Here is a 20,363-nt window from a genome sequence, read left to right as displayed (position 1 = left end):
GTAGGCCTATCCAATATCGAACGCGTGCTGCGCGAGATGCTTGAGATTTGCGTGCCAGTGTTCGGCAATTGCAAGCCGGGTCGGGACCCAGACCCGCTCGTGCTTCCCGACATAGTCGAGAAAGCGCATCAGCGCGGCGGCGCGGCCGGGACGGCCGACCACCCGGCAGTGCAGCCCGACCGACATCATCCTCGGTGACGTCGCGCCCTCGGCATAGAGCACGTCAAAGCTGTCCTTGAGATATGTGAAGAACTCCTCGCCGCCGCCGAAGCCCTGCGGGTTGATGAAGCGCATGTCGTTGGCATCGAGCGTATAGGGGATCACCAGATGCGGCTCCGATCCGCGCGACCTGATCCAATACGGCAGGTCGTCGGCATAGGAGTCGCAGAGATAGCGCAGGCCGCCGGCCTCGATCAGCAGCCGCAGCGTGTTGATCGAGCAGCGGCCGGTGTACCAGCCGAGCGGGTGCGCGCCGGTCGCCTCGGTGTGGACACGGATCGCCTCGGCGATTTCCGTTCGCTCCTCGGTCTCCGACATCTCCTTGTGCTCGACCCAGCGCAGGCTGTGGCTTGCGATGTCCCAGCCCGCCTCTTGCATTGCCGCGACCGCTTCCGGACTGCGCTTTAGCGCCATCGCGACGCCGAACACCGTGGCCGGCACGTTGCGTTCGGTAAAGATCCGCCACAGCCGCCAGAAGCCAGCGCGCGAGCCGTATTCGAACATCGATTCGATATTGGCGTGGCGTTGGCCCGGCCAGGGCTGCGCGCCCAGCACGTCGGACAGGAATGCCTCCGACGCGCGATCGCCATGCAGGATGTTGTTCTCGCCGCCTTCCTCGAAATTGATCACGAACTGCACGGCGACGCGCGCCTGTCCCGGCCACTTCGGGTCGGGCGGATTGCGGCCGTAGCCGCGGAGGTCGCGCGGGTAGCGGGACTCGGTCACGTCAGATTTCCTCGAAGCGGATTTTCTGCGCGCCCTTCCACAACACGGTCTTGCCGAAGGCGGCCAGGTTCTCAAGGCCCGAGGTCAGTGTGATGAAATGGTTGCCGGCGAGCTGGCCCATCTTGCTTGCGAAATGCACGCCGCCATAGGCAAGCAGAATCTCGGTCTCGCTGATGCCGCCGGGATAGAGGATGACCTGGCCCGGCGCCGGATAGCTGGTGTGGTTCTCGTAAGAGACGCCGAAATCGAGGTCACCGAGCGGCATCCAAACGCCCTCGCCACTCCAGCGCACATGGATCGCCTGGCTCTCGAATGGCATCGCCTTGCGGAACGCGGCAACCGTCTTCGGCGCGAGTTGCTCCTCGAAGCGCGCGTCGAAGGTGAAGTCGCCGGCGCGGACAATCAGTTTGCTCATCGGTCTTTGCTCTTGGGTGACCTTGCGGAAAGACGTGACATCCCACCATTGCCGCCGGCTCACCTGGGAAGCAAGAGAGATTCCGCCCGTTCCTGCCCGTTTTCGCGACGTCGCAGCCCGCAATGCAGATTTGTGTCGAGGCGCATTGCGCGCCCCTCCAGCTTTTGCGAGCCTGAAAAAGGGAACGCGAAGAGGTGACTCGATGACAACAAACAGTCTGCACGGCCATGTTGCTTTGGTGAGCGGCGGATCGCGCGGCATTGGCGCCGCCATCGTCAAGATGCTTGCGGATGCCGGCGCGGCCGTTGCCGTCAACTATCGCGAGCGCGCAACTGAAGCAGAGACGCTCGCGAAGGGCATCACCGCAGCCGGAGGCCGCGCCGTTGCGATCGCCGCGGACGTATCGGAAGCTGCCGCCGTCGCCCGCCTCGTCGCGCAGGCGAAAGCCGAACTCGGCCCGGTCGATATCCTCGTCAACAATGCCGGCATCGCGATCGTCAAAGGTGTCGACGATCTTACGGAAGAGGATTTCGACCGCACCATAACGGTCAACCTCAAATCGGCGTTCCTGTGCACGCACGCCGTGCTGCCGATGATGCGTGCCCAAAAATGGGGCCGCATCGTCAACATCTCCTCGGGCGCGGCACGCGGCGCCGGCTCGATCGGACCGCACTACAACGCGTCGAAGGCCGGCCTCGAAGGATTGACCCGCGGCTATGCCGCGCGTCTCGTCAAGGATGGCATTACCGTGAATGCCGTCGCTCCGTCGCTGATCGAGACCGACATGATGAAGGGGCAGAGCGGACTGGTCAGCCGGATTCCGCTGGGACGCTTCGGCACGGCGGAAGAGGTCGCGCAGGCCGTGATGCTGCTGGTCAACAATCCCTACATGACCGGACAGACCATCGCGATGAGCGGCGGCATGGCGTTCAACTGACGCGGATGCGGTAGCTCAGCGACTGGCGTTCGCCGGCAGCGATGTGCATCAGGCCGGGCTTCTCGGTGAACTCGCCGTCGAACTCCGCGGGGCTGGCAAAGCCGCGCCAGGGCTCGATACACAGGAACGCTGCACCGCCGGGTTTGGACCAGACGCCGAGTTCGCGAAAGCCGTTCCAGGATACATCGACCGCCGGGCCCTCCCCGGCGGCGAAGCGGACCGACGCGCTCGAAAGCTGATCGAGGATGACCGCGTCATCATCGAACAGCCGTTCCGACAATGTGAGCGTCCTCCCCTGGAGGGGACTCGGTTCGACCTGCTGCCGGAGCAGACCGCCCTTCAGCCGCCGGATCGGCGCCGGCTCCTCTTTCGCGAAGGTCAGCGTGTAAGCTTCCTTCGGCAACGCGGGCAGCAGCGGCCAGTTGAAGGCGGGATGGCCCCCAAGCGAGGCCGGCAGCGTCTCCGTGCCCGTGTTGGTGACGTCAAAGGCGACTTCGAGATCGGCGTCGTCGATCGTGTAAGTGACTTCAAGCCGGAATGCGAAGGGATAGTGCGCGCGGGTCTCGGCGTCGTCGGCCAGTGCGAGCTTGCAGGAGCGGAGACCCTGCGCCATCCATTGAAACCGCCGGTCGCGCGCAAAACCGTGCTGCGTCATCGGATAGGCCTTGCCATCGTGATGCAGCGTGTCGTTCTTGAGCTTGCCGACGATCGGAAACAGCAGCGGCGCGTGGCGCCGCCATTGCGGGCCGGCTTGCCACAGCAATTCGACACCATCGGCGTTCCTGAGCGAACTCAACTCGGCGCCATCAGCCAAAATGGTCGCGACGATCCTGTCGCCGCGCAAGGTGTGACTATCGCTCATGCCTTGCCTCGCCGAAAGCGTTATGCAATGGAAGCAGATGTTTCATCCTGGTGACGCCGTCAACCACCTTGTGACCATGCGCGGCGCAGGTCAGCGTGAATTTGACTGATCGCGCGGCGATGACGTCAAAACAGCAAGCTTGCCATGCAATTTTCGCGTTTGCCCGGTCCGAGTTTGCATTTTCTTGCAACTTAAGGATGAACGCGAATCCGCGTTCAACACCCGTGATTGCCCGCTCCACGCCAATCATCGCGGGCGCGTTTCTTGCACTTGAAGATTCTGCTAACCTCGCTCCAAAATCCCTATCGCGCGGTCATCCCCATGCCTGACGGTTCTTCCACGGCGCATCTCTATCGTCCCAAGCTCGTCACGACGCTGACCGAGGGCTACGGCCTTGCCGCCTTCCGTCAAGACGTGATCGCGGGGCTGACGGTGGCGGTGGTGGCGTTGCCGCTGTCGATGGCGATCGCGGTCGCGTCCGGCGTGACGCCGGAGCGCGGGCTTTTTACCGCCATCGTGGGCGGCTTCCTGGTGTCCGCGCTCGGCGGCAGCCGGTTTCAGATCGGCGGCCCGGCTGGCGCCTTCATCGTGCTGGTCGCAGCGACCGCCGCACAGTTCGGGATCGACGGGCTCGTGCTGACCGTGCTGGTCTCCGGCGCGATGCTGACGCTGATCGGCGCGTCGGGACTGGGATCGCTGATCCGCTACATCCCGCATCCGGTCACTGTCGGCTTCACTTGCGGCATCGCCGTCACCATCCTGGGGAGCCAATTGCGCGATCTCGGCGGGTTGACGCTGAACGGGCCCGAGCCGGGCCTGTTTCTGCCGAAACTCATCGTGCTGTCGCACGCGCTTCCGACGCTGAGCTGGCCTACGCTGGCCGTCGGCGCCGGGTCGGCGGCGGTGATCTTTGCGCTGCGCGCCTGGCGGCCGGCATGGCCGGCGATGCTGATCGCGATCGTGCTCGCGTCGATCGCGGTACAGCTGCTGCATTTGCCGGTCGAGACCATCGGCAGCCGGTTCGGCGAGATTCCGCGCGGCCTGCCCATGCCGCATGTGCCGGAGTTCTCGTCGGCGCTGCTCTGGCAGATCCTGCCCGCGGCGTTTTCCTTCACGCTGCTCGGCGGCGTCGAGAGCCTGCTCTCAGCCAAGGTCGCCGACAGTATGACGGGCCGCAAGCACCGTTCCAACATGGAGCTGGTGGCGCAGGGCATCGCCAACGTCGCCTCCGCGCTGTTCGGCGGCATCAGCGTCACCGGCACGATCGCGCGCACCGCGACCAACATCCGCGCCGGCGCGCGCAGCCCGCTCTCGGGCATGATGCATTCGGCGTTCCTGCTCCTGTTCATGGTGCTGGGCGCGCCGCTCGCGGCCTATATTCCCCTCTCCGCGCTGGCTGGCGTTCTGGTCGTGGTGTGCTGGTACATGGCGGAGAAGGAGGAATTCCTGCGCCTGATCGGGGATCGGCGCAGCGCCGCGGTGCTGACCACGACCTTTGCGCTGACGCTGTTCAAGGACCTGACATTCGGCATCATCACCGGATGCCTGCTTGCCGCAATGTTCGCCGGCATCGACCGCTGGTATGCCGGCAAGAAGGGCTAGCCCCGCCCCCAGTATCGCTAACCGCTGTCGCGCAGCACCAGCTCGAAGCCGAGATCGACGTGGCGCTCGCCGCCGCGCTCGAGCGTAAGTGTCGCCGCGGTGCTGCCGATGGCGTCGCCGTGCACGCTGATCGTGGTTAATGTCGGAGAAATCAGCCGACCCATCTCGAGATCGCCGAGGCCGATCACCGCGACCGGCTGCGCGGACGCCGGTCCCTCGCGCAGGAGTCCGGCACGGCGCAGTCCCGCCATGAATCCGATCGCATGAGCATCATTTGCGGCGAACACCGCGTCGACCCCGGGTAATCGCGCATGCGCCACAACACTGCCGGATGCGTTGCGATCGAGGATCAGCCGGCGCGGCTCGGCAAGGCCGCTCGCCAAAATCTCGTCCTTGAAGCCGAGCCAGCGTCGCGTCGCGCGCGGATCGTCACCGCCGATGAAAGCGAGCTGCTTGCGTCCCTGCGCGACGAGATGTTTCGCGACCGCAACGCCGGCCTTGTAATTGTCAAAGCCTGCGACCGCATCGATCGGCATCGCCGGCAGATCCCAGGTCTCGACGATCGGAATGCGCGCGTGACGCAACAGGCGGCTGCCTTCCTCCGTCGCGGGTGAGCCGACCATGATGATCGCCTCGGGCCGCCGCGACAGCAGCGCCGCCAGCATGCGGTCTTCGCGCGCGGCGTCGTAGCGCGACTGCGCCAGGATCACGGAGAAGCCGAGCGGCTCGAGCTTGTCGGACAGTCCCTGCACCGTATCGGCGAAGATCGAATTGGCGATGGTTGGGACCAGCACGCCGACCGAATTGGTCCGCGCGCTCGCCAGCGCGCCCGCGACCAGGTTCGGCACGTAGCCGAGGTCGCGCATTGCCTGCTCGATCCGCGCCCGCGTTTCCGGCGCCACCAGCTCAGGCGTTCGCACCACGCGGCTGACCGTGATCGCGGACACGCCGGCACGTTTGGCCACCGCTGAGAGCGTGGGCGCGACGTCGGCCGGGCCCGCCTCGGGTTCAGTCAGATCGGAACTCATGGCGGGAGCCTGCACGATTCCGGGTTGCCAAACCATGATGTTAGCGCTAACACCCGTGTATGTTAGCGCTAACATAACGTCAAGAAGGGAAAGCAGTATGATTTCGGACGACCTGGTTCAGACCTACAAGCGCGACGGGGTAATCGTGGTACCCGAGGTGCTCGACCGAGAGACGCTGGCGCGGGTGCGCAGTGTCCTTGCCGAACTGGTCGCCGGCGCGGCAAAAGTGACCGAGCACACCGATGTCTACGACCTCGAGCCCAGCCATACGCCCGAAAACCCACGCGTCCGCCGCATCAAGGCGCCGCACAAGGTACACCCGATCTTCGACGAGATCGTCCGTAGCCCGGCCGTGATGTCGATCCTCACCAGGCTGATCGGCCCGGGACTTCGCCTGCACGGCTCGAAGCTCAACATGAAGTCGGCGCAATACGGCTCGCCGGTCGAGTGGCACCAGGACTGGGCGTTCTATCCGCACACCAATGACGACATTCTCGCGATCGGCGTGCTGCTCGACGATTGCGATATCGAGAACGGCCCGATGCTGGTGACGCCGGGTTCGCACAGCGGCGACACCATGTGGGATCACCATGGCGACGACGGCTGCTTCGCCGGCCTGATCGATCCCGACCTGATCCAGGACGACATCAAGCGCGCGGTGCCCTGCATGGGCAAGGCCGGCAGCATGTCGTTCCACCATGTGCGCGCGCTGCACGGCTCGGCAACCAACACTTCGAACAAGCCGCGCAACCTGCTGCTTTACGAAGTCGCTGCCAGCGACGCCTGGCCGCTGATGGGGGTGAAGGACTTCGAGGAGTTCAACGGCCGCCTGCTGGCTGGCCCTCCGGTGATCGCGCCGCGACTCACTGACGTGCCGGTGCGGATGCCGCTGCCGCCGGCGAAGCGGCAGGGGTCGATCTACGAGACCCAGTCGGCGTCGAAGAAATCCTACTTCACGCGTGCTGCCTGAAGAACCGACCACGATGCCCGCGGCCAGCCGCGGGCATCGCTGCTTGCCAGAGCATGATCCGGACCCGGAGGGCCGCGTAGCCCAAAGTAGGCAGCGGTTTTCCGAATAGACCATGCTCAAACAAAACGACCACAAAAAATAGACACAACGGGGAAACGAATGACCGAGATGGCAAAAGACGGCGCCAGCAAATCGCGCCTGCGCGTGATCCTGGCTGCGAGCATCGGATCCGCGCTCGAATGGTACGACTTCTTCCTCTACGGCACCGCCGCGGCTCTGGTGTTCGGCGAGCTGTTCTTTCCGAAGAGTGATCCCGTGGTCGGCACGCTGCTTTCGTTCCTGACCTTCGGCGTGGGCTTCGTGGTGCGGCCGCTGGGCGGCCTCTTGTTCGGCATCCTCGGCGATCGGTACGGCCGCAAGCCGGTGCTGGTCGCAACGCTCCTGATGATCGGCATCGGCACCACCGCGATCGGCTTCCTGCCGACCTATGCGCAGATCGGCGCCTGGGCGCCTATCCTGCTGGTCGCGATGCGCGTCGTCCAAGGCCTCGGCGCCGGCGCAGAGTATGGCGGCGCGGTCATCTATCTGGTCGAGAACGCACCGCCGAAGCATCGCGGCCTTTGGGGTGGCTTTGCGCCGCTCGGCGTCTCCGTCGGCAATCTGCTCGCCGCCGGCGCGTTCGCGCTGGTGACGATGCTGCCGCGCGAGGACCTGATGAACTGGGGCTGGCGCCTGCCCTTCCTGGCGAGCTTCCTCCTGATTCTCGTCGGCATCTTCGTCCGCATCCGCGTGACCGAGACGCCGGTCTATACCGATGCGGTGGTCGCGCGCGGCAAGGTGGAGAGCAATCCGGCGATGGAGGCGCTGCGCCGGCACCCGCGCAATTTCTTTGTCGTGCTGGGCGCGCGGATGGCCGAGAACGGGCTCGGCTATTTCTTCCCGGTGTTCGGCCTGAGCTACATAATCAACACCGTGGGCGTTCCGAAATCGGATGCGCTCAGTGCGCTGATGCTGGCATTCACGATCGAGCTGTTCGCGATTCTTGGCTTCGCTGCCTTGTCCGACCGGATCGGACGGCGGCCGGTCTACATGTTCGGCGCGCTCGCCGGCGTCGCTCTTGCCTTCCCGTTCTTCTGGATGGTCGGCACCAAGCAGTGGATCATGATCGCGCTCGCCTTCATCCTGGCCCGTGCCGTGGTAACGGCCGCGATGTTCGGACCGCAGGCGGCCTATTTCGCCGAGCTGTTCCCGCCGCAGCGCCGTTTCGCCGGCTTCGCGTTCGCGCGCGAGCTCGGCTCGCTTTTGTCAGGCGGCCCGGCGCCGTTTGTCGCAACCGCTCTGGTGGCGGCTTACGGCACGTGGTGGCCGGTGGCCTGCTACGCGATGTTCCTGTCCGCCTGTACCGTGGTCGCAATCTGGATCGGGCCCGAGACCTATCGGGAGGACATCGAGGCCAATGAGGCCGCAACGGACGAATTGCCCTCGGCGATGCCGGCGCGGGCCTGATCCGCGACGCCGGGTTTGACGGTGTCGGCGTGCGCTTCATCGATCCCGCCTTTGCGCGCGATGTGACCGATTTCCTTTGCGCACGGCATGATCTGGCAGGCGCAATGCGCTGGTGATGAAGAGTATGATCCGCGCGTTGTGGGACCAGATCGCCGACGAGAGGCAAAGCCAGAGCAATATCGGTTCTGATTGAAACAGAACCGAAGCTCTAGAATCTTGTTTTGTTTTCCTTACTCCAACTGGCATCCACTTCGATCGAAAACGCCGTAGCCGGCGCGTTGATTCCACCCGAGTCCAGCGGCATCCTGAAGCAAGCGAAACTTCAGGAAGCACCGGACGCCGTGCACGTTAGCAGCTTGACCAACCTGCTCCCATGCCTTGCACGCACTGTCGCGCTGATCTCTGCTGCCTCCATCGGCGCCGAGATCCGCGCGGCCGAACTGTCGCTGAACGTCGCGGACATGCCGCGCGTTGCGACGGTCGACCCGCGATTCCAGTCCTACAACATCGAGATGGTCGAGGTCACCGGCGGCCGCTTCTGGCGGCCCTACGCGTCAACCGATGCGCCTGCGGGCCCGAATCCCGACCTGTTCGCCGAGCGCGCCCCGATCGACCTCGGCGACGCCAGGCTGCGCAGGCTGGCGGCGGCCCTGTCACCGGCCTATTTGCGCGTCAGCGGCACCTGGGCCAACAGCACCTTCTTCGCGGATTCCGACACGCCTCCATCCGCACCGCCGGCAGGCTTCAAGGGCACGCTGACACGCCAGCAATGGCGAGGCGTGATCGACTTCTCGCGTGCTGTCGATGCGCCCGTCGTCACATCATTCGCAATCAGTGCGGGTACGCGCAACACCAAGGGCGTCTGGATTCCGGAGCAGGCGCAGCACCTCCTCGCCTACACACGATCCATCAACGGACGCATCGCCGCGGCCGAATTCATGAACGAGCCCGATCTTCCGGCGATTGGCGGCGCGCCTGACGGCTACGACGCCTCGGCTTACGCGCGGGACTTTGCCGCGTTTCGTGCTTTCATCAAGCAGGCCGCGCCTGATGTGACGATCCTCGGTCCAGGCACGGCCGGCACCGGAGCCGACGCTGAAGCCCTTTTCGCCGCGTCCGCGCAAGACGTCGATGCGATCTCCTATCATCATTATGGTGCGCTCTCGGCGCGATGCGGCGGTGATCGCACGCCGGAAGCGGCGCTCGCGGACGGCTGGCTTGCGCGAAGCGAGAACACGTTTGCATTCTACCGCCTGCTGAGGGATCGCCTCGCACCGGGCAAGCCGCTCTGGCTCACCGAGACGGCGGAGGCGGCGTGCGGCGGCAACCGCTGGGCTGCCACCTTCCTGGACAGCTTCCGCTATCTCGATCAGCTCGGGCGTCTCGCCAAGGCCGGCGTGCAGGTCGTAATGCACAACACTCTCGCCGCAAGCGACTATGGCCTGCTCGACGAGCGGACGCATGAGCCGCGGCCAAACTATTGGGCCGCCTTGTTGTGGCGGCGGCTGATGGCAACCACCGTGCTGGACACAGGGACTGCTCTTCAGCCCGGCATTCATCTGTATGCCCATTGCGCGCGCGACATCCCAAGCGGGGTTGCCCTGCTCGTGATCAACAATGATCGGGAGAAGCCGCACGAGCTGGCGTTACCAGCCGCGTCGCAACGCTACACGTTAGCAAGCAAACATCTCGGGGACGGCACCGTCCAGCTCAACGGCAGAACGCTGACGCTCGATTCCGAGGATCAACTCCCATCCCTCCCCGGTGAAGCGATTCCGGCAGGAACGATCACGCTCGCTCCGGCAACTATCACCTTCCTTGTCGTTGCCGAAGCGCACAACGCCGATTGCCGCTAGCGAAAGGGGCATCTCACGCCGCGGTTCGGCTAGCCTCCGTCGAATCCTGCGGCACCGCGACAAGATGGCCGAGCATGATTGCCGTTATCAGGCGCTCCATCTCGATCCGCGCAGTGACATGCGACATGGTCGGCCGCGCGCCGAGCGTCAATTGGCTGACATCATCGATAGCGGTCAGACCGCGCGGAAAGAATTCGCGGAAGATCACCCGCTCGGCAAGGCCATCGACCAGCCTGAAGTTCAGCGTCTTCGACAGTTCGCTCAAGGCTTCGCCAACCAGGCGCTTGTTGCGTGATCCCAGCGTGGAGAGCCGGCTCCGCAACACGACCCAGTCGAACGCCGCCTGATCGTTGAGGCCGCGCTGCCGCCGCGCTTCCTCCACCATCATCGAATAGTGGCTGATGCCGGTGACCTTGAAGTCGTTCGCATCGACGGTGCCAAGCACGTCGAAGTCCAGGAAGCTGTCGTTGAGCGGAGTGATCAAGGTGTTCGCCAGCGAGTGCGCGAATGTCGTCAGATAGGTGTCGTGGCCAGGACTGTCGATGACGACGAAATCATGCGACCGGCTCAGCCGTTCGACGATCTCGCCAAGCGCGCTGCGCCCGAGCGTCTCGACTTCGCTGTTGCCGCTGCCGACCGTCTCGAAGCACATATGCGTCGGAGCGCCCAGATCGAGCGAGGTTTCCCGTGCCCAGTCCCGCCGATTGTCGACGTAATGGGTGAGCGTCTTCTGCTTTGTGTCGAGATCGATGGTGGCGACGCGCTGACCGGCCTTGATCAGGGCGATGGCGACATGCATGGCAATTGTCGATTTGCCGGAGCCGCCCTTGTTATTTCCTACGACAATTACACGTGCGCTTGTCATGCGGCTCCTCATCGGACGCTTGAGTCAAAAGCTGAATGAAATTGATTTCGGGTAAGGACGAATCTCGTTGATTCGACGAATCGCGACAAGAGTCGTCTTGACTTCGTCACAATTTATCCGGAGCGGCTGCGACATCAATGCCACAGCCGCAGCGTGTCATGCTCGTGAGCGCGACCATAGCGCTTCGATCGAGGTCGATGCCGGTTCGCGCGAAAGAAAGCGCGTCAAAACAAGTATCCGGAGCTTCGGTTCTGATTCAATCAGAACCGAAGCTCTAGCGTCCCTGAAACACCGCCGCGCGGCGCTCCACGAACGACTTGATGCCCTCGGCCGCGTCGGCGGTGTTGAGCACGCGTTCGCGGATCTGAGGTATGATTGCAATCGCCGCCTGCTCGCCGGCCTCGATGAACTTGCGCCCCGCCTCCTTCGTCACCTGGATGCCAAGCGGCGCGTTGCGCGCGATAATTTGCGCCAACGTCATAGCGCGGTCGACCTGCTGACCCGCGGGCACGACCTCCTGTACAAGCCCGATCCGGTGCGCTTCCGCCGCCGAGAACTCGTCGCACAGCAGAAGGTGATACATCGCATCGCCCCATCCGGCACGACTGATGTAGCGAAAATGCGCCCCGGCCAGCGGCGCGATGCCGCGCTTGGCTTCCATCTGACAGAAGCGGCAATCGTCCGCCGCGACGACGATGTCGCCGGCCAGCATCATTTCGATGCCGATGGTGAAGACGATACCCTGCACCGCGGTAACGATCGGCTTGCGGCAGCGATTGGACAGTCCGAACGGATCGATGTTGCCGTCCGGCACCGGCCTGCGCTTTGCGGTCGGGCCGAAGAATTTTGGCATGTCGAGGCCCGCAGTGAAGTTTTCGCCGGCTGCACAGAGCACGCCCGCCCAGAGGCTGTCGTCCCTGTCGAGAAGCGTCAGTGCGTCCGACAGTTGAGCCATCATCTCCGGGCTGAAAGCGTTTTTCTTGGTGGGATTGTCGATGACGATCTTCAGGATGTGGTCGTGCTGTTCGTGACGAACCTGGCCCTCTCTCGCGCTGTCCGTCATCCGATCCTCCCATCTTTTTGGCTGACGAATTCTGGATGACGCTTGTCATCCAGTAGTATGATGGCCATAATCTTGGTGGAGAGTCAAACGGCATTGGGGGCAGCACGACATGGGTCATTCCCGGGCTGACAAGGCGAGGAGCCACGAACGCATACTGAACGCGGCCGCCCTGCAGATCCGCGAGGGCGGATTGGATGCGCTCAGCATTGGCGGCCTGATGCAACGGGTAAACCTCACCCATGGCGGCTTCTACGGCCATTTCGACTCGCGATCGGACTTGATTGCCGCCGCGCTGGGTCAGGCGCTGGCCGGGGGCGAGGCCGCTGCGCGCGTCTCCAACGATCCCGACAAGCCGGGCAGCGCGAGCGCGATGGCGAGAAGCTATCTCAGCCGCGCGCATCGCGACTCTCGCAAGACGGGCTGCGCGATCGCCGCCCTGATCTCAGACGTTGGACGCGCCAATGAGAAGTGTCGCGCCGTGATGGAGCCCTACATCGAGGCGTTCATCGCCAAGGTCACGGAGGTGCTCGGCGATGATGACGACGAACGGGCGATCCTGGCGGTGAGCGCGATGGTCGGCGCGCTCGCCATGTCGCGTGTCATCACCGACCCGAAGCGGTCGGACGCCGTGTTGCGCGCGGTTCGCGACGGCATCGTCGCGATGTCCCCGGATGAATGAATCAGCCTGCGCTGCTAGCGTGTCGAACGGAGCAAAGCAATGAACGATCAATCGGCTCTCGAATCGAGTGCGGTACAGGGAAGCGTGCTGATCGCAGGCGTCGGTGCGTCGAACGGTCTCGGCGCCGCGATTGCGCGCCGCTTTGCCGCGGGCGGCTATCCCGTCGCAATCGCCGGCCGCAATGCCGACAAGCTTGCAGCGACTGCGGCCGAGCTCGTCGCGACCGGGGCGAAGGTCGTCCATGTCGTCGGCGATGCCTCAGTCGCCGCAGATGTAGCCCGCTTCGTCGAAGCCGCCGAGCGACTCGCACCGCTGGCGATGGCGGTGCACAATGCGGGCTCCAACCGCCCCGCGCCGTTCCTGAAGGTGACCGAACAACGGTTTGAGGAGCATTGGCGCGAGCACGCACTCGGCGGCTTCCAGCTGGCGCAGGCCGTGATCCCGGCGCTGCTTAAGCGCGGCGGCGGCACGCTGGTGTTTACGGGCGCCAGCGGCTCGCTGCGCGGCAAGGCCAACTACGCGCCGTTCGCCGCGGCGAAGGCCGCGCTCCGTGCGCTGGCGCAGAGCGTGGCGCGCGAGTTTGGCCCGCAAGGCATTCATGTCGGGCACATCGTGGTCGACGGGGGCATCGAGGGCGATCGATTGTTGGGCGTTCGTCCCCAATTGAAGGGCGATCGCGGACCCGACGGGCTGCTCAACATCGCGGCCATCGCGGACGCCTATTGGGTGTTGCATCACCAGCATCGCAGTGCCTGGACGCTGGAGCTCGATCTGCGCCCTTGGGCGGAAGCGTTCTGACGCTCGACCGGGCAGCGACGGTGTGCCGGGAAATCCGTTGCGCTCTCGCGAGATCTTGTATCTGCGCGGCCCTGCCCGCCCGGCCGTGAGCCGCACATCGAAACCCAGCGTTTCGGTACGCGGCCTTGTCCGGGCACGGGCGGCCATTAGCTCCAATCAAATGTAACCGTAACCTACTTGCTCGGGCTTGTTGACGTGACGCGAGTTCATCGCGCCCGTGGATGTCAGGCCGACGAATGGATCAACCGATGACAACCCCCATCGAATTCGGACTCGATACCTTTGGCGATGTCACCAAGGATGCGGGCGGTGCGCCTCTGCCGCATGCCCAAATGATCCGCAACGTCGTCGAGGAGGCGGTGCTGGCTGACCAGCTCGGGATCGACTCCATTGGGCTCGGCGAGCACCACCGTGCCGATTTCGCGATCTCCTCGCCCGAAGTGGTGCTGGCGGCGATCGCCACGCGCACCCATCGAATCCGGCTCGGCTCGGCCGTCACCGTGCTGAGCTCGGACGATCCGATCCGTGTCTTCCAGCGCTTCTCCACCGTCGATGCAGTGTCGAACGGCCGCGCCGAGGTGATTCTCGGCCGCGGCTCCTTCACCGAGTCGTTTCCGTTGTTCGGCTTCGACCTCCGCCAGTACAACGAATTGTTCGAGGAAAAGCTTGGTCTGTTCGCGGAGCTGCTGAAGCAGGAGCCGGTGACCTGGCAGGGCAAGCTGCGCCCACCACTTGCCAGCCAGTCCGTCTACCCGCCGGTCGAGCGTGGCAGGTTGAAGACCTGGATCGGCGTTGGCGGCAGCCCGGAATCGGTGGTGCGCGCGGCGCATTACGACCTGCCGCTGATGCTCGCCATCATCGGCGGTGACCCGAGGCGCTTCGCCCCCTACGTCGACCTCCATCAGCGCGCATACCGGCAGTTTGGCCGCGAGCCGCAGCCGATCGGCGTGCATTCACCGGGTTACGTCGCGGAGACCGACGCTCAGGCGCGCGAGGAGCTGTGGCCTGACTACAAGGTCATGCGCGACCGAATCGGCAAGGAGCGCGGCTGGCCGGCGATGAACCGCGACGAGTTCGTGCATGAGGCCGATCACGGCTCGCTCTACGTCGGCGCGCCGGAAACCGTGGCCCGGAAGATCACCTCGAACGTGAAAGCGCTGGGGCTTGCGCGATTCCAACTGAAATATTCGGCCGGCCCGTTGCCACACGCGAAGCTGATGAAGAGCATTGAGCTCTATGGTCGCAAGGTGGTGCCGCTGGTACGCGACATGCTCGCGTCGTGATTCGTCCGCTCGGCACACTTGAAAGCAAAACCCCCGGCGGTTTCCCGCCGGGGGTTCTGTTAGATCGATGATCAGATCAACCGGTATTACCAGTTGCGCTGAGCGCGGAGCAGCAGGGCCACGGTGTCCTGGTCCTTCAGCTCGTACACGGCCGCCGGCTTGGCGACACTGTTGATCGCGGGCACGTTGATCGTGCCAGAGAACTTCTGGTCGAGGTGGGTGTAGAGGACGTCAGCCGAGAACGTCAGGTTCTTCACCGGAGTCCAGCGGGTGATCACACCGATCTGAGCGATGTTGAAGTCCGGGTTGCAGTTGGTGATACCAGCAGTCGCTGCACCCAGGCCTGCGATCGATGCGCAAACGATAGCCGCACCACCGTTGCCGTACTTCAGCTGAGCGTACGCACCGTAGATACCCGTGTTCCAGTAGGCATCCCAGTTGTGGGTGTAACCACCGCGGAAGCCCCAGGTCTGAACCGTGGAGATACCGGTTCCGTTCGCGAACACGCCGTCAGCAACGCCAGCGATGCCAATGCTCTGGTAGACGCCCGGCAAGCTGGAGCCGCCGAACATTGTGTAGTTCGATACGTTCAAGCTCTGGAAGTTGTAGCGGGTTGCACCGTCGGTGTAGACCGCCTGCATGTTGACGGTGTCGCCGGGGCCTGTCGGGATGTTCTTGATCGACAAGGCAACCTGCGCCGCCCAGCCCCACTTGTCGTCGGGGTGACCCGTGATCTCGGTTGTGCCGTAGTACGCCGCATGGTTGTCATGCGCCGCGGCCGAGAACTGGAACAGACCCCAGGCCTGATCGACGCGCAACATGGCGATGAAGTCAGGAGACCTTGTACCACCGAAGTCGCTGAGGCCGTAAGCGCCGCCGGTGAAGACCGCCGGGGTCACGAGCGCAGCACTTGCGTTATACAGGTTGCTCTGGCCGTACGCCGTCGGATCCTGAGCCGACAAAGAAAGCGACACGCCGTTGCCGAACTCAGCGGTGTAGGTGAACTGGTTCACACCAGTGACCGTGCCGCCGCCGCCGACGAGACCGTCGAAGTTGTTGGCCGGGTAGTTGGTCCAGGGCGTGTCGAACTGCGACACGGCTTTACCCATCGTGAAGCCGGCGAACTGGATGAAGGCGTAGTAGACGCCGACCGAACCACCGGCGATACCACCGTCTGAGGGGTTGCCGACGTTGCCGGTAGCAGCGCTGTACGTGGTGCCGCCCGTGCCCGCTCCGCCGTATGAACCGGAGGTCCATGAGAAGGTGGCGTCGAAGAAGGTGCGGACCACGCCGTATTCGGTCGCGGTGCGCGTATCGATGTTCAGGTCTTCACGAGAGCGGAAGGTGTAGTAGTTCGACAAGCGGTTCTGGGCACCCAGTTGTCCGTTGTACGCACCGTTGAACACCGAGCCGTTCCACGCAGTTTCAACGCGCAGGTAGCCGCCCAGCTTGATGCAGGTGTCAGTGCCGGGAATGTAGTAGAATCCGGGACCATACAGGGAACAGATCTTCACGTACTCGACCGCTTTGGCCTTGACGGGAAGATCGGCCGCCTGAGCTCCGCCGACAGCGACTAGAGCCGCCGCCGAGCCGAGTATAAGGCTCTTAACCATCTTCATGTTAAACCTCCAAGTTGCTCTATCTCAGGGAAGGTTCCGGATCCGCTGGGTGAAACACCCTAAGGTTGGTCCCCTTGTCCCTTAACCCCGCTCAGTCACTTCGCGCCTTCGGACACACCCGCATGAACGCGAGGGACTTAAGCGAACCACCAAGACGGGACGACCTTGGGATGCCCCCCTCCGTCGTAGTTCCATAAGAGACAGAAGCCCCCCGATCACGCAACAAAAGACCGCGTCGTTTCGGCCCAGTTTCGGCGGTTTTCGGACAATTGTTGCACAAATATCACGGGCATGTGAGTCACTCGTGATCCCTAAGCCATTGACCGAAAAGGGGAATAATTGCAGCCCGGCCAACGGCTGGAAATTGGGCAATGATTGGCGCAACGCTATGCAGGAGGCGTGGTCCTACGGAAAGGCCGGAATCACCTTCCCTTTCGATGCACTGATTCCGTCTCCCAACCGGACCTCCAAAAATGCGCCTATGCACTTTGCAACGCCTGCGCGATGTCCGCGATCAGGTCGGAGGGGTGCTCGATGCCGATCGACAGGCGGATCGTCGTGTCAAGAACGCCGATCTTCTGGCGGATGTCTGCCGGGACGCCTGAATGGGTCATCGTTGCTGGCAGGCTGGCGAGCGACTCGGTGCCACCCAGGCTTACCGCCAGCTTGAATATCTGCAGCGCGTTCAGAAATTGCGCCGCGGCGGCCTGGCCGCCGGCGATGTCGAACGAGAAGGTGGAGCCTGCGCCGCTGCATTGCCTCGCGAACAAACCGCCGGCGGGCGAATCCGCGTCGAGATGGGCGAGGTAATGGACCTTCATCACCTTGGGATGGTCGCGCAGGTAATCAGCTACAAGCCGCGCGTTTGCGTTGGCCTTTTCCATGCGAAGGCTCAGCGTCTCGAGCGAGCGGCTGATCATCCAGCATGAGTGCGGATCCAGTTGGGTCCCGATAGCGCCGCGCAATGCCTTGACGTCCTTCATGTGGACCTTCGAGCCGAGAGCGGCGCCCGCGATCAAGTCCGAATGACCGCCGACATATTTGGTCAGCGAGTACAATGAAATATCCGCGCCATGTTCGATCGGCCGCTGAAACAGCGGCCCGAGCAGCGTATTGTCGCATGCGATGATCGGCGTGTGTCCCTGGGCCTTGCCGATCGCCTCGGCGATGCGACGGACCATCGCGATATCGACCAGACTGTTGGTGGGGTTTGCCGGAGTTTCGATGAAGATCATCGACACGCGGCCACCGCGCATGGCGCTCTCCGCCGCCGCTCTGACTGCAGCTTCGTCGACACCGTCGGCAAAACCCACGGCGCCGATCGAGAGGCCAGCAAGCGTCTTCGCAAGCAGCGTTTCCGTGCCGCCATAGAGTGGCTGCGAATGCAGGATCACGTCGCCGGGCCGCGCGTAAGCGAGGATCGTGGTCGCAATCGCCGCCATGCCGGAGGAGAACAGCGCGCAGCTCTCCGTGCGCTCGTAGACGGCAAGCCTGTCTTCGACGATCTCGCTGTTTGGATGATTGAACCGCGAATAGACGAGGCCCGCACCCATGCCCTCGGGCGGCTCGCGCCGGCCCGAAACGAAATCGAAGAAGTCCTTGCCATCGTCGGCGGTCCTGAACACGAAGGTCGAGGTCAGGAAGACCGGCGGCTTCACGGCTCCTTCCGACAATTGCGGATCGTAGCCGTAGTTGAGCATCAGCGTTTCGGGATGCAGCGCGTGGTTGCCGATATGGGTCTTCGACGGAAACGGTTTCACCATGGTTGCCTCGCAGTCTTGAAGAAACGTCGCGCCCCGCACCTCATGAGCAATCTTTCAGGCAAGCGCCGGGAACGGGTTGTGCGCGAGCACGGATATCGCTGCGGCAGGCAATGCGCCGCGCTCGATCAGTTCCCTTGCCCTGGCGAGATCGTCGGCCATGTAGCGATCATAACCGAGCGGCGGCACTTGCTCGCGCAACAAGGCAAGAACAGCTTCAAGCGGAGCGCTGGTCGCATGGGGCAGGCGCAGCGTGATGCCTTGCGCGGCAACCAGCAGTTCGATCCCGAGAATGCCGGCAAGATTGTCGGCCATGTCAGACAGCCGGCGTGCCGCGTGCGCGGCCATGGACACATGGTCTTCCTGATTGGCGCTGGTCGGCGTTGAATCGATCGAGCCGGGGGCAGCGCGTTGCTTGTTCTCGGCATAGAGCGCGGCGGCGGTCACTTCCGCGATCATGAAGCCGGAGTTGATGCCGGGCTCGGGTGTGAGGAACGGCGGCAGTCCGAAGTTGAGCGCGGGATCGACCAGGGTCGCGATGCGCCGCTCGCTGATGGCGCCGATCTCGGACAGGGCGAGCGCGATCTGGTCGGCGGCGAAGGCAACCGGCTCGGCGTGGAAATTTCCACCCGAGACGATCTCGCCTGTCTCGACCAGGACCAGCGGATTGTCCGTGACGGCGTTGACCTCGATGGTCAAGGTGCGCGCAGCCTGTGCGAGCAGATCGAGCGCCGCGCCGGCCACCTGCGGCTGGCAACGGAGGCAATAGGGATCCTGCACCCGTTCGTCGCCTTCAAGATGCGACATCCTGATGTCACTGCCCGCCAACAATGCGGTCAGGGCCGCGGCGGCGGCGATCTGCCCGGCATGCCCGCGAAGCTCCTGGATTTCGGGGCGGAACGGGGCGGTCGAGGCCATCGCCGCATCGACCGACAAGGCCCCGGTCAACAGCGCGGCACAGGCGAGACGGTGGGCGCGCACAAGCCCTGCAACCGCGTAGGCGGTCGAGAATTGCGTTCCGTTGATAAGGGCGAGACCTTCCTTCGGCCCGAGCGTCAACGGCGCGAGGTTAGCCGCCGCCAGCGCCTCGCCCCCCGGCACGAGCCTGCCGTCTATGATCGCCTGCCCCTCGCCGATCATGACCGCCGTCATATGCGCGAGCGGCGCCAGATCGCCGGACGCGCCGACCGAGCCCTGCTGCGGAACGAGCGGATAGACCCCGCGCTCAAGCAACGCCTGGAGGTGCTCAATGACGGTACGCCGAACCCCGGAGGCCCCGCGGCCCAGCGAGACGATCTTGAGCGCGATCATCAGCCGGACGATCGGCTCGGGCGTGGGCATCCCCACGCCGCAGCAATGGGACACGATGAGATTGCGCTGGAGCAGCACCGTCTGATCGGACGCAATGCGCTTCGATGCCAGTTTTCCGAACCCGGTATTGATGCCGTACACCGGAACGTCCGCGCCCGCCGCCGCCGCGACGATGGCGGAGGCGGCCTCGACGCGCGGCCAGAAGGACGGATCAAGCAGCACGGATGCGCCGTCGAGCACTTGCACGAGATCGTCGAGGCCGACGCACCCGGGCGAAACCTGAATGGACGTCTGCCGGCTCATCGCTCTCTCCACGCCCCGTCGCGCACGTGATTGAATGAGCTTCCGCGAGCACTACGCGCGCGTCAAGAAACGTTGGCCGGATTGCTGCGGAAAGCGGCCGGATGCTGGTTTTCGTGTGGACGCACGGAAAATCGCGCTTGACGCGTGCCCGTCACGCCGATCGCGGTGCAGATGGGAACTTTAGAGGTGACGGGGGGGTGGACCGCCGGAGCCCTTCGCAATCCCCCGGCGGTCCGTACCGTGCAATTGAAATTGTGGTCGCTGTTCGAGTCTTTTTGCTCGACCCTCCCTGCGCGGTAATGCGGGCATAGATAGATTGCGTGACAATCGCGTGTCTGTTCACTTTTGAACGCAGGTTTCCGCGCACAGAGTTAAGAGCCGCAGGCTCGCAAGACGACCCGGCACACGCAAATGGGCTATAACATACGCGGTATTTTCCCGGATACTTCTGCGGCCAATAACGTCATATTATCCCTGCATTCATCTAGTCATACTTGCGTTCGCCCGGCAGACGGCAATGTCTGCCGGGCTTTGAGCATTCGGCTTTGATCGCGGCGGCGG

Annotated in this window: 17 protein-coding genes and 1 pseudogene; 8 read left to right on the top strand and 10 right to left on the bottom strand. The window is 63.9% G+C overall.

Features of this window, described 5'->3' with window-relative positions; genetic code table 11:
* Positions 1–6: 6 nt before the first annotated feature.
* Both puuE and JQ553_RS14010 read right to left on the bottom strand, forming a co-directional pair.
* A complete protein-coding gene (gene puuE, locus JQ553_RS14015) occupies positions 7–945 on the bottom strand; it encodes an allantoinase PuuE (protein WP_212500550.1) in 939 nt (312 codons plus the stop codon).
* Between the two features lies 1 nt (position 946).
* Positions 947–1,360, bottom strand: coding sequence for a DUF3830 family protein (locus JQ553_RS14010; RefSeq protein WP_212500549.1), 414 nt, complete (start codon positions 1,358–1,360; stop codon positions 947–949).
* 202 nt (positions 1,361–1,562) lie between these two features.
* On the opposite strand from JQ553_RS14010, the gene JQ553_RS14005 reads away from it, so the two are divergent.
* Entirely contained in the window at positions 1,563–2,297 is a 735-nt protein-coding gene (locus tag JQ553_RS14005; RefSeq protein WP_212500548.1) for an SDR family NAD(P)-dependent oxidoreductase, read from the top strand.
* Here the strand turns inward: JQ553_RS14005 and JQ553_RS14000 are convergent.
* Complete coding sequence (locus JQ553_RS14000; protein WP_212500547.1) at positions 2,290–3,159, bottom strand: aldose 1-epimerase family protein; 870 nt, start codon at positions 3,157–3,159, stop codon at positions 2,290–2,292. The two genes, JQ553_RS14005 and JQ553_RS14000, sit on opposite strands and share 8 nt — an antisense overlap.
* A complete protein-coding gene (locus JQ553_RS13995; protein WP_212500546.1) occupies positions 3,149–3,409 on the bottom strand; it encodes a hypothetical protein in 261 nt (86 codons plus the stop codon). The genes JQ553_RS14000 and JQ553_RS13995 overlap by 11 nt, the downstream gene beginning before the upstream one ends.
* Before the next feature lie 71 nt (positions 3,410–3,480).
* Here JQ553_RS13995 and JQ553_RS13990 point away from each other — a divergent pair.
* Positions 3,481–4,719 (top strand): annotated as a pseudogene (locus JQ553_RS13990) (SulP family inorganic anion transporter); the annotation flags it as partial.
* Between the two features lie 59 nt (positions 4,720–4,778).
* On the opposite strand, the gene JQ553_RS13985 reads toward JQ553_RS13990, so the two are convergent.
* Complete coding sequence (locus JQ553_RS13985; protein WP_212500544.1) at positions 4,779–5,789, bottom strand: LacI family DNA-binding transcriptional regulator; 1,011 nt, start codon at positions 5,787–5,789, stop codon at positions 4,779–4,781.
* A 97-nt stretch (positions 5,790–5,886) separates the two neighbouring features.
* Here JQ553_RS13985 and JQ553_RS13980 point away from each other — a divergent pair, with 97 nt between their 5' ends.
* The 3 genes from JQ553_RS13980 to JQ553_RS13970 all read left to right on the top strand — a co-directional run bounded on the left by JQ553_RS13980 (position 5,887) and on the right by JQ553_RS13970 (position 10,121).
* Positions 5,887–6,759 (top strand): phytanoyl-CoA dioxygenase family protein, encoded by an 873-nt coding sequence (locus JQ553_RS13980; RefSeq protein WP_212500543.1) that lies wholly within the window; start codon positions 5,887–5,889, stop codon positions 6,757–6,759.
* Positions 6,760–6,918: 159 nt separating this feature from the next.
* Entirely contained in the window at positions 6,919–8,265 is a 1,347-nt protein-coding gene (locus tag JQ553_RS13975; RefSeq protein ID WP_212500542.1) for an MFS transporter, read from the top strand.
* Positions 8,266–8,621: 356 nt separating this feature from the next.
* Positions 8,622–10,121 carry a hypothetical protein gene (locus JQ553_RS13970; RefSeq protein WP_249144273.1) on the top strand — a complete coding sequence of 500 codons (1,500 nt, stop codon included), beginning with the start codon at positions 8,622–8,624 and terminating at the stop codon, positions 10,119–10,121.
* Positions 10,122–10,134: 13 nt separating this feature from the next.
* Here the strand turns inward: JQ553_RS13970 and JQ553_RS13965 are convergent, their stop codons facing one another.
* Positions 10,135–10,986 (bottom strand): division plane positioning ATPase MipZ, encoded by an 852-nt coding sequence (locus JQ553_RS13965; protein WP_249144272.1) that lies wholly within the window; start codon positions 10,984–10,986, stop codon positions 10,135–10,137.
* Between the two features lie 274 nt (positions 10,987–11,260).
* On the bottom strand, positions 11,261–12,049 hold the full coding sequence (locus tag JQ553_RS13960) for a crotonase/enoyl-CoA hydratase family protein (protein ID WP_212500540.1): 789 nt from the start codon (positions 12,047–12,049) through the stop codon (positions 11,261–11,263).
* Positions 12,050–12,158: 109 nt separating this feature from the next.
* On the opposite strand from JQ553_RS13960, the gene JQ553_RS13955 reads away from it, so the two are divergent.
* From JQ553_RS13955 to JQ553_RS13945, 3 genes are all read left to right on the top strand, one after another.
* Positions 12,159–12,728 (top strand): TetR/AcrR family transcriptional regulator, encoded by a 570-nt coding sequence (locus tag JQ553_RS13955; protein WP_212500539.1) that lies wholly within the window; start codon positions 12,159–12,161, stop codon positions 12,726–12,728.
* Between the two features lie 39 nt (positions 12,729–12,767).
* Entirely contained in the window at positions 12,768–13,526 is a 759-nt protein-coding gene (locus JQ553_RS13950) for an SDR family NAD(P)-dependent oxidoreductase (protein ID WP_212500538.1), read from the top strand.
* Positions 13,527–13,774: 248 nt separating this feature from the next.
* Positions 13,775–14,809: an LLM class flavin-dependent oxidoreductase gene (locus JQ553_RS13945; RefSeq protein ID WP_212500537.1), complete on the top strand. Its 1,035-nt coding sequence runs from the start codon at positions 13,775–13,777 to the stop codon at positions 14,807–14,809.
* Positions 14,810–14,895: 86 nt separating this feature from the next.
* Here the strand turns inward: JQ553_RS13945 and JQ553_RS13940 are convergent, their stop codons facing one another.
* From JQ553_RS13940 to hutH, 3 genes are all read right to left on the bottom strand, one after another.
* Entirely contained in the window at positions 14,896–16,428 is a 1,533-nt protein-coding gene (locus JQ553_RS13940) for a porin (protein WP_212500536.1), read from the bottom strand.
* 479 nt (positions 16,429–16,907) lie between these two features.
* The gene (locus JQ553_RS13935; RefSeq protein ID WP_212500535.1) at positions 16,908–18,191 is read right to left on the bottom strand and encodes a cystathionine gamma-synthase family protein; all 1,284 of its coding nucleotides are present in this window, start codon (positions 18,189–18,191) and stop codon (positions 16,908–16,910) included.
* A 54-nt stretch (positions 18,192–18,245) separates the two neighbouring features.
* Entirely contained in the window at positions 18,246–19,802 is a 1,557-nt protein-coding gene (hutH, locus tag JQ553_RS13930; protein WP_212500534.1) for a histidine ammonia-lyase, read from the bottom strand.
* Positions 19,803–20,363 lie beyond the last annotated feature (561 nt).

Source organism: Bradyrhizobium lablabi (assembly GCF_018131005.1).
Lineage (GTDB): Bacteria > Pseudomonadota > Alphaproteobacteria > Rhizobiales > Xanthobacteraceae > Bradyrhizobium > Bradyrhizobium lablabi_D.
This window is presented reverse-complemented; position numbering and strand designations above follow the sequence as displayed.

Coding starts and splice junctions, on each gene's coding strand:
- JQ553_RS14010 (WP_212500549.1), bottom strand. CDS start 1,360: ATGAGCAAACTGATTGTCCGCGCCGGCGACTTCACCTTCGACGCGCGC.
- JQ553_RS14005 (WP_212500548.1), top strand. CDS start 1,563: ATGACAACAAACAGTCTGCACGGCCATGTTGCTTTGGTGAGCGGCGGA.
- JQ553_RS14000 (WP_212500547.1), bottom strand. CDS start 3,159: ATGAGCGATAGTCACACCTTGCGCGGCGACAGGATCGTCGCGACCATT.
- JQ553_RS13995 (WP_212500546.1), bottom strand. CDS start 3,409: ATGATTGGCGTGGAGCGGGCAATCACGGGTGTTGAACGCGGATTCGCG.
- JQ553_RS13985 (WP_212500544.1), bottom strand. CDS start 5,789: ATGAGTTCCGATCTGACTGAACCCGAGGCGGGCCCGGCCGACGTCGCG.
- JQ553_RS13980 (WP_212500543.1), top strand. CDS start 5,887: ATGATTTCGGACGACCTGGTTCAGACCTACAAGCGCGACGGGGTAATC.
- JQ553_RS13975 (WP_212500542.1), top strand. CDS start 6,919: ATGACCGAGATGGCAAAAGACGGCGCCAGCAAATCGCGCCTGCGCGTG.
- JQ553_RS13965 (WP_249144272.1), bottom strand. CDS start 10,986: ATGACAAGCGCACGTGTAATTGTCGTAGGAAATAACAAGGGCGGCTCC.
- JQ553_RS13960 (WP_212500540.1), bottom strand. CDS start 12,049: ATGACGGACAGCGCGAGAGAGGGCCAGGTTCGTCACGAACAGCACGAC.
- JQ553_RS13955 (WP_212500539.1), top strand. CDS start 12,159: ATGGGTCATTCCCGGGCTGACAAGGCGAGGAGCCACGAACGCATACTG.
- JQ553_RS13950 (WP_212500538.1), top strand. CDS start 12,768: ATGAACGATCAATCGGCTCTCGAATCGAGTGCGGTACAGGGAAGCGTG.
- JQ553_RS13945 (WP_212500537.1), top strand. CDS start 13,775: ATGACAACCCCCATCGAATTCGGACTCGATACCTTTGGCGATGTCACC.
- JQ553_RS13940 (WP_212500536.1), bottom strand. CDS start 16,428: ATGAAGATGGTTAAGAGCCTTATACTCGGCTCGGCGGCGGCTCTAGTC.
- JQ553_RS13935 (WP_212500535.1), bottom strand. CDS start 18,191: ATGGTGAAACCGTTTCCGTCGAAGACCCATATCGGCAACCACGCGCTG.
- hutH (WP_212500534.1), bottom strand. CDS start 19,802: ATGAGCCGGCAGACGTCCATTCAGGTTTCGCCCGGGTGCGTCGGCCTC.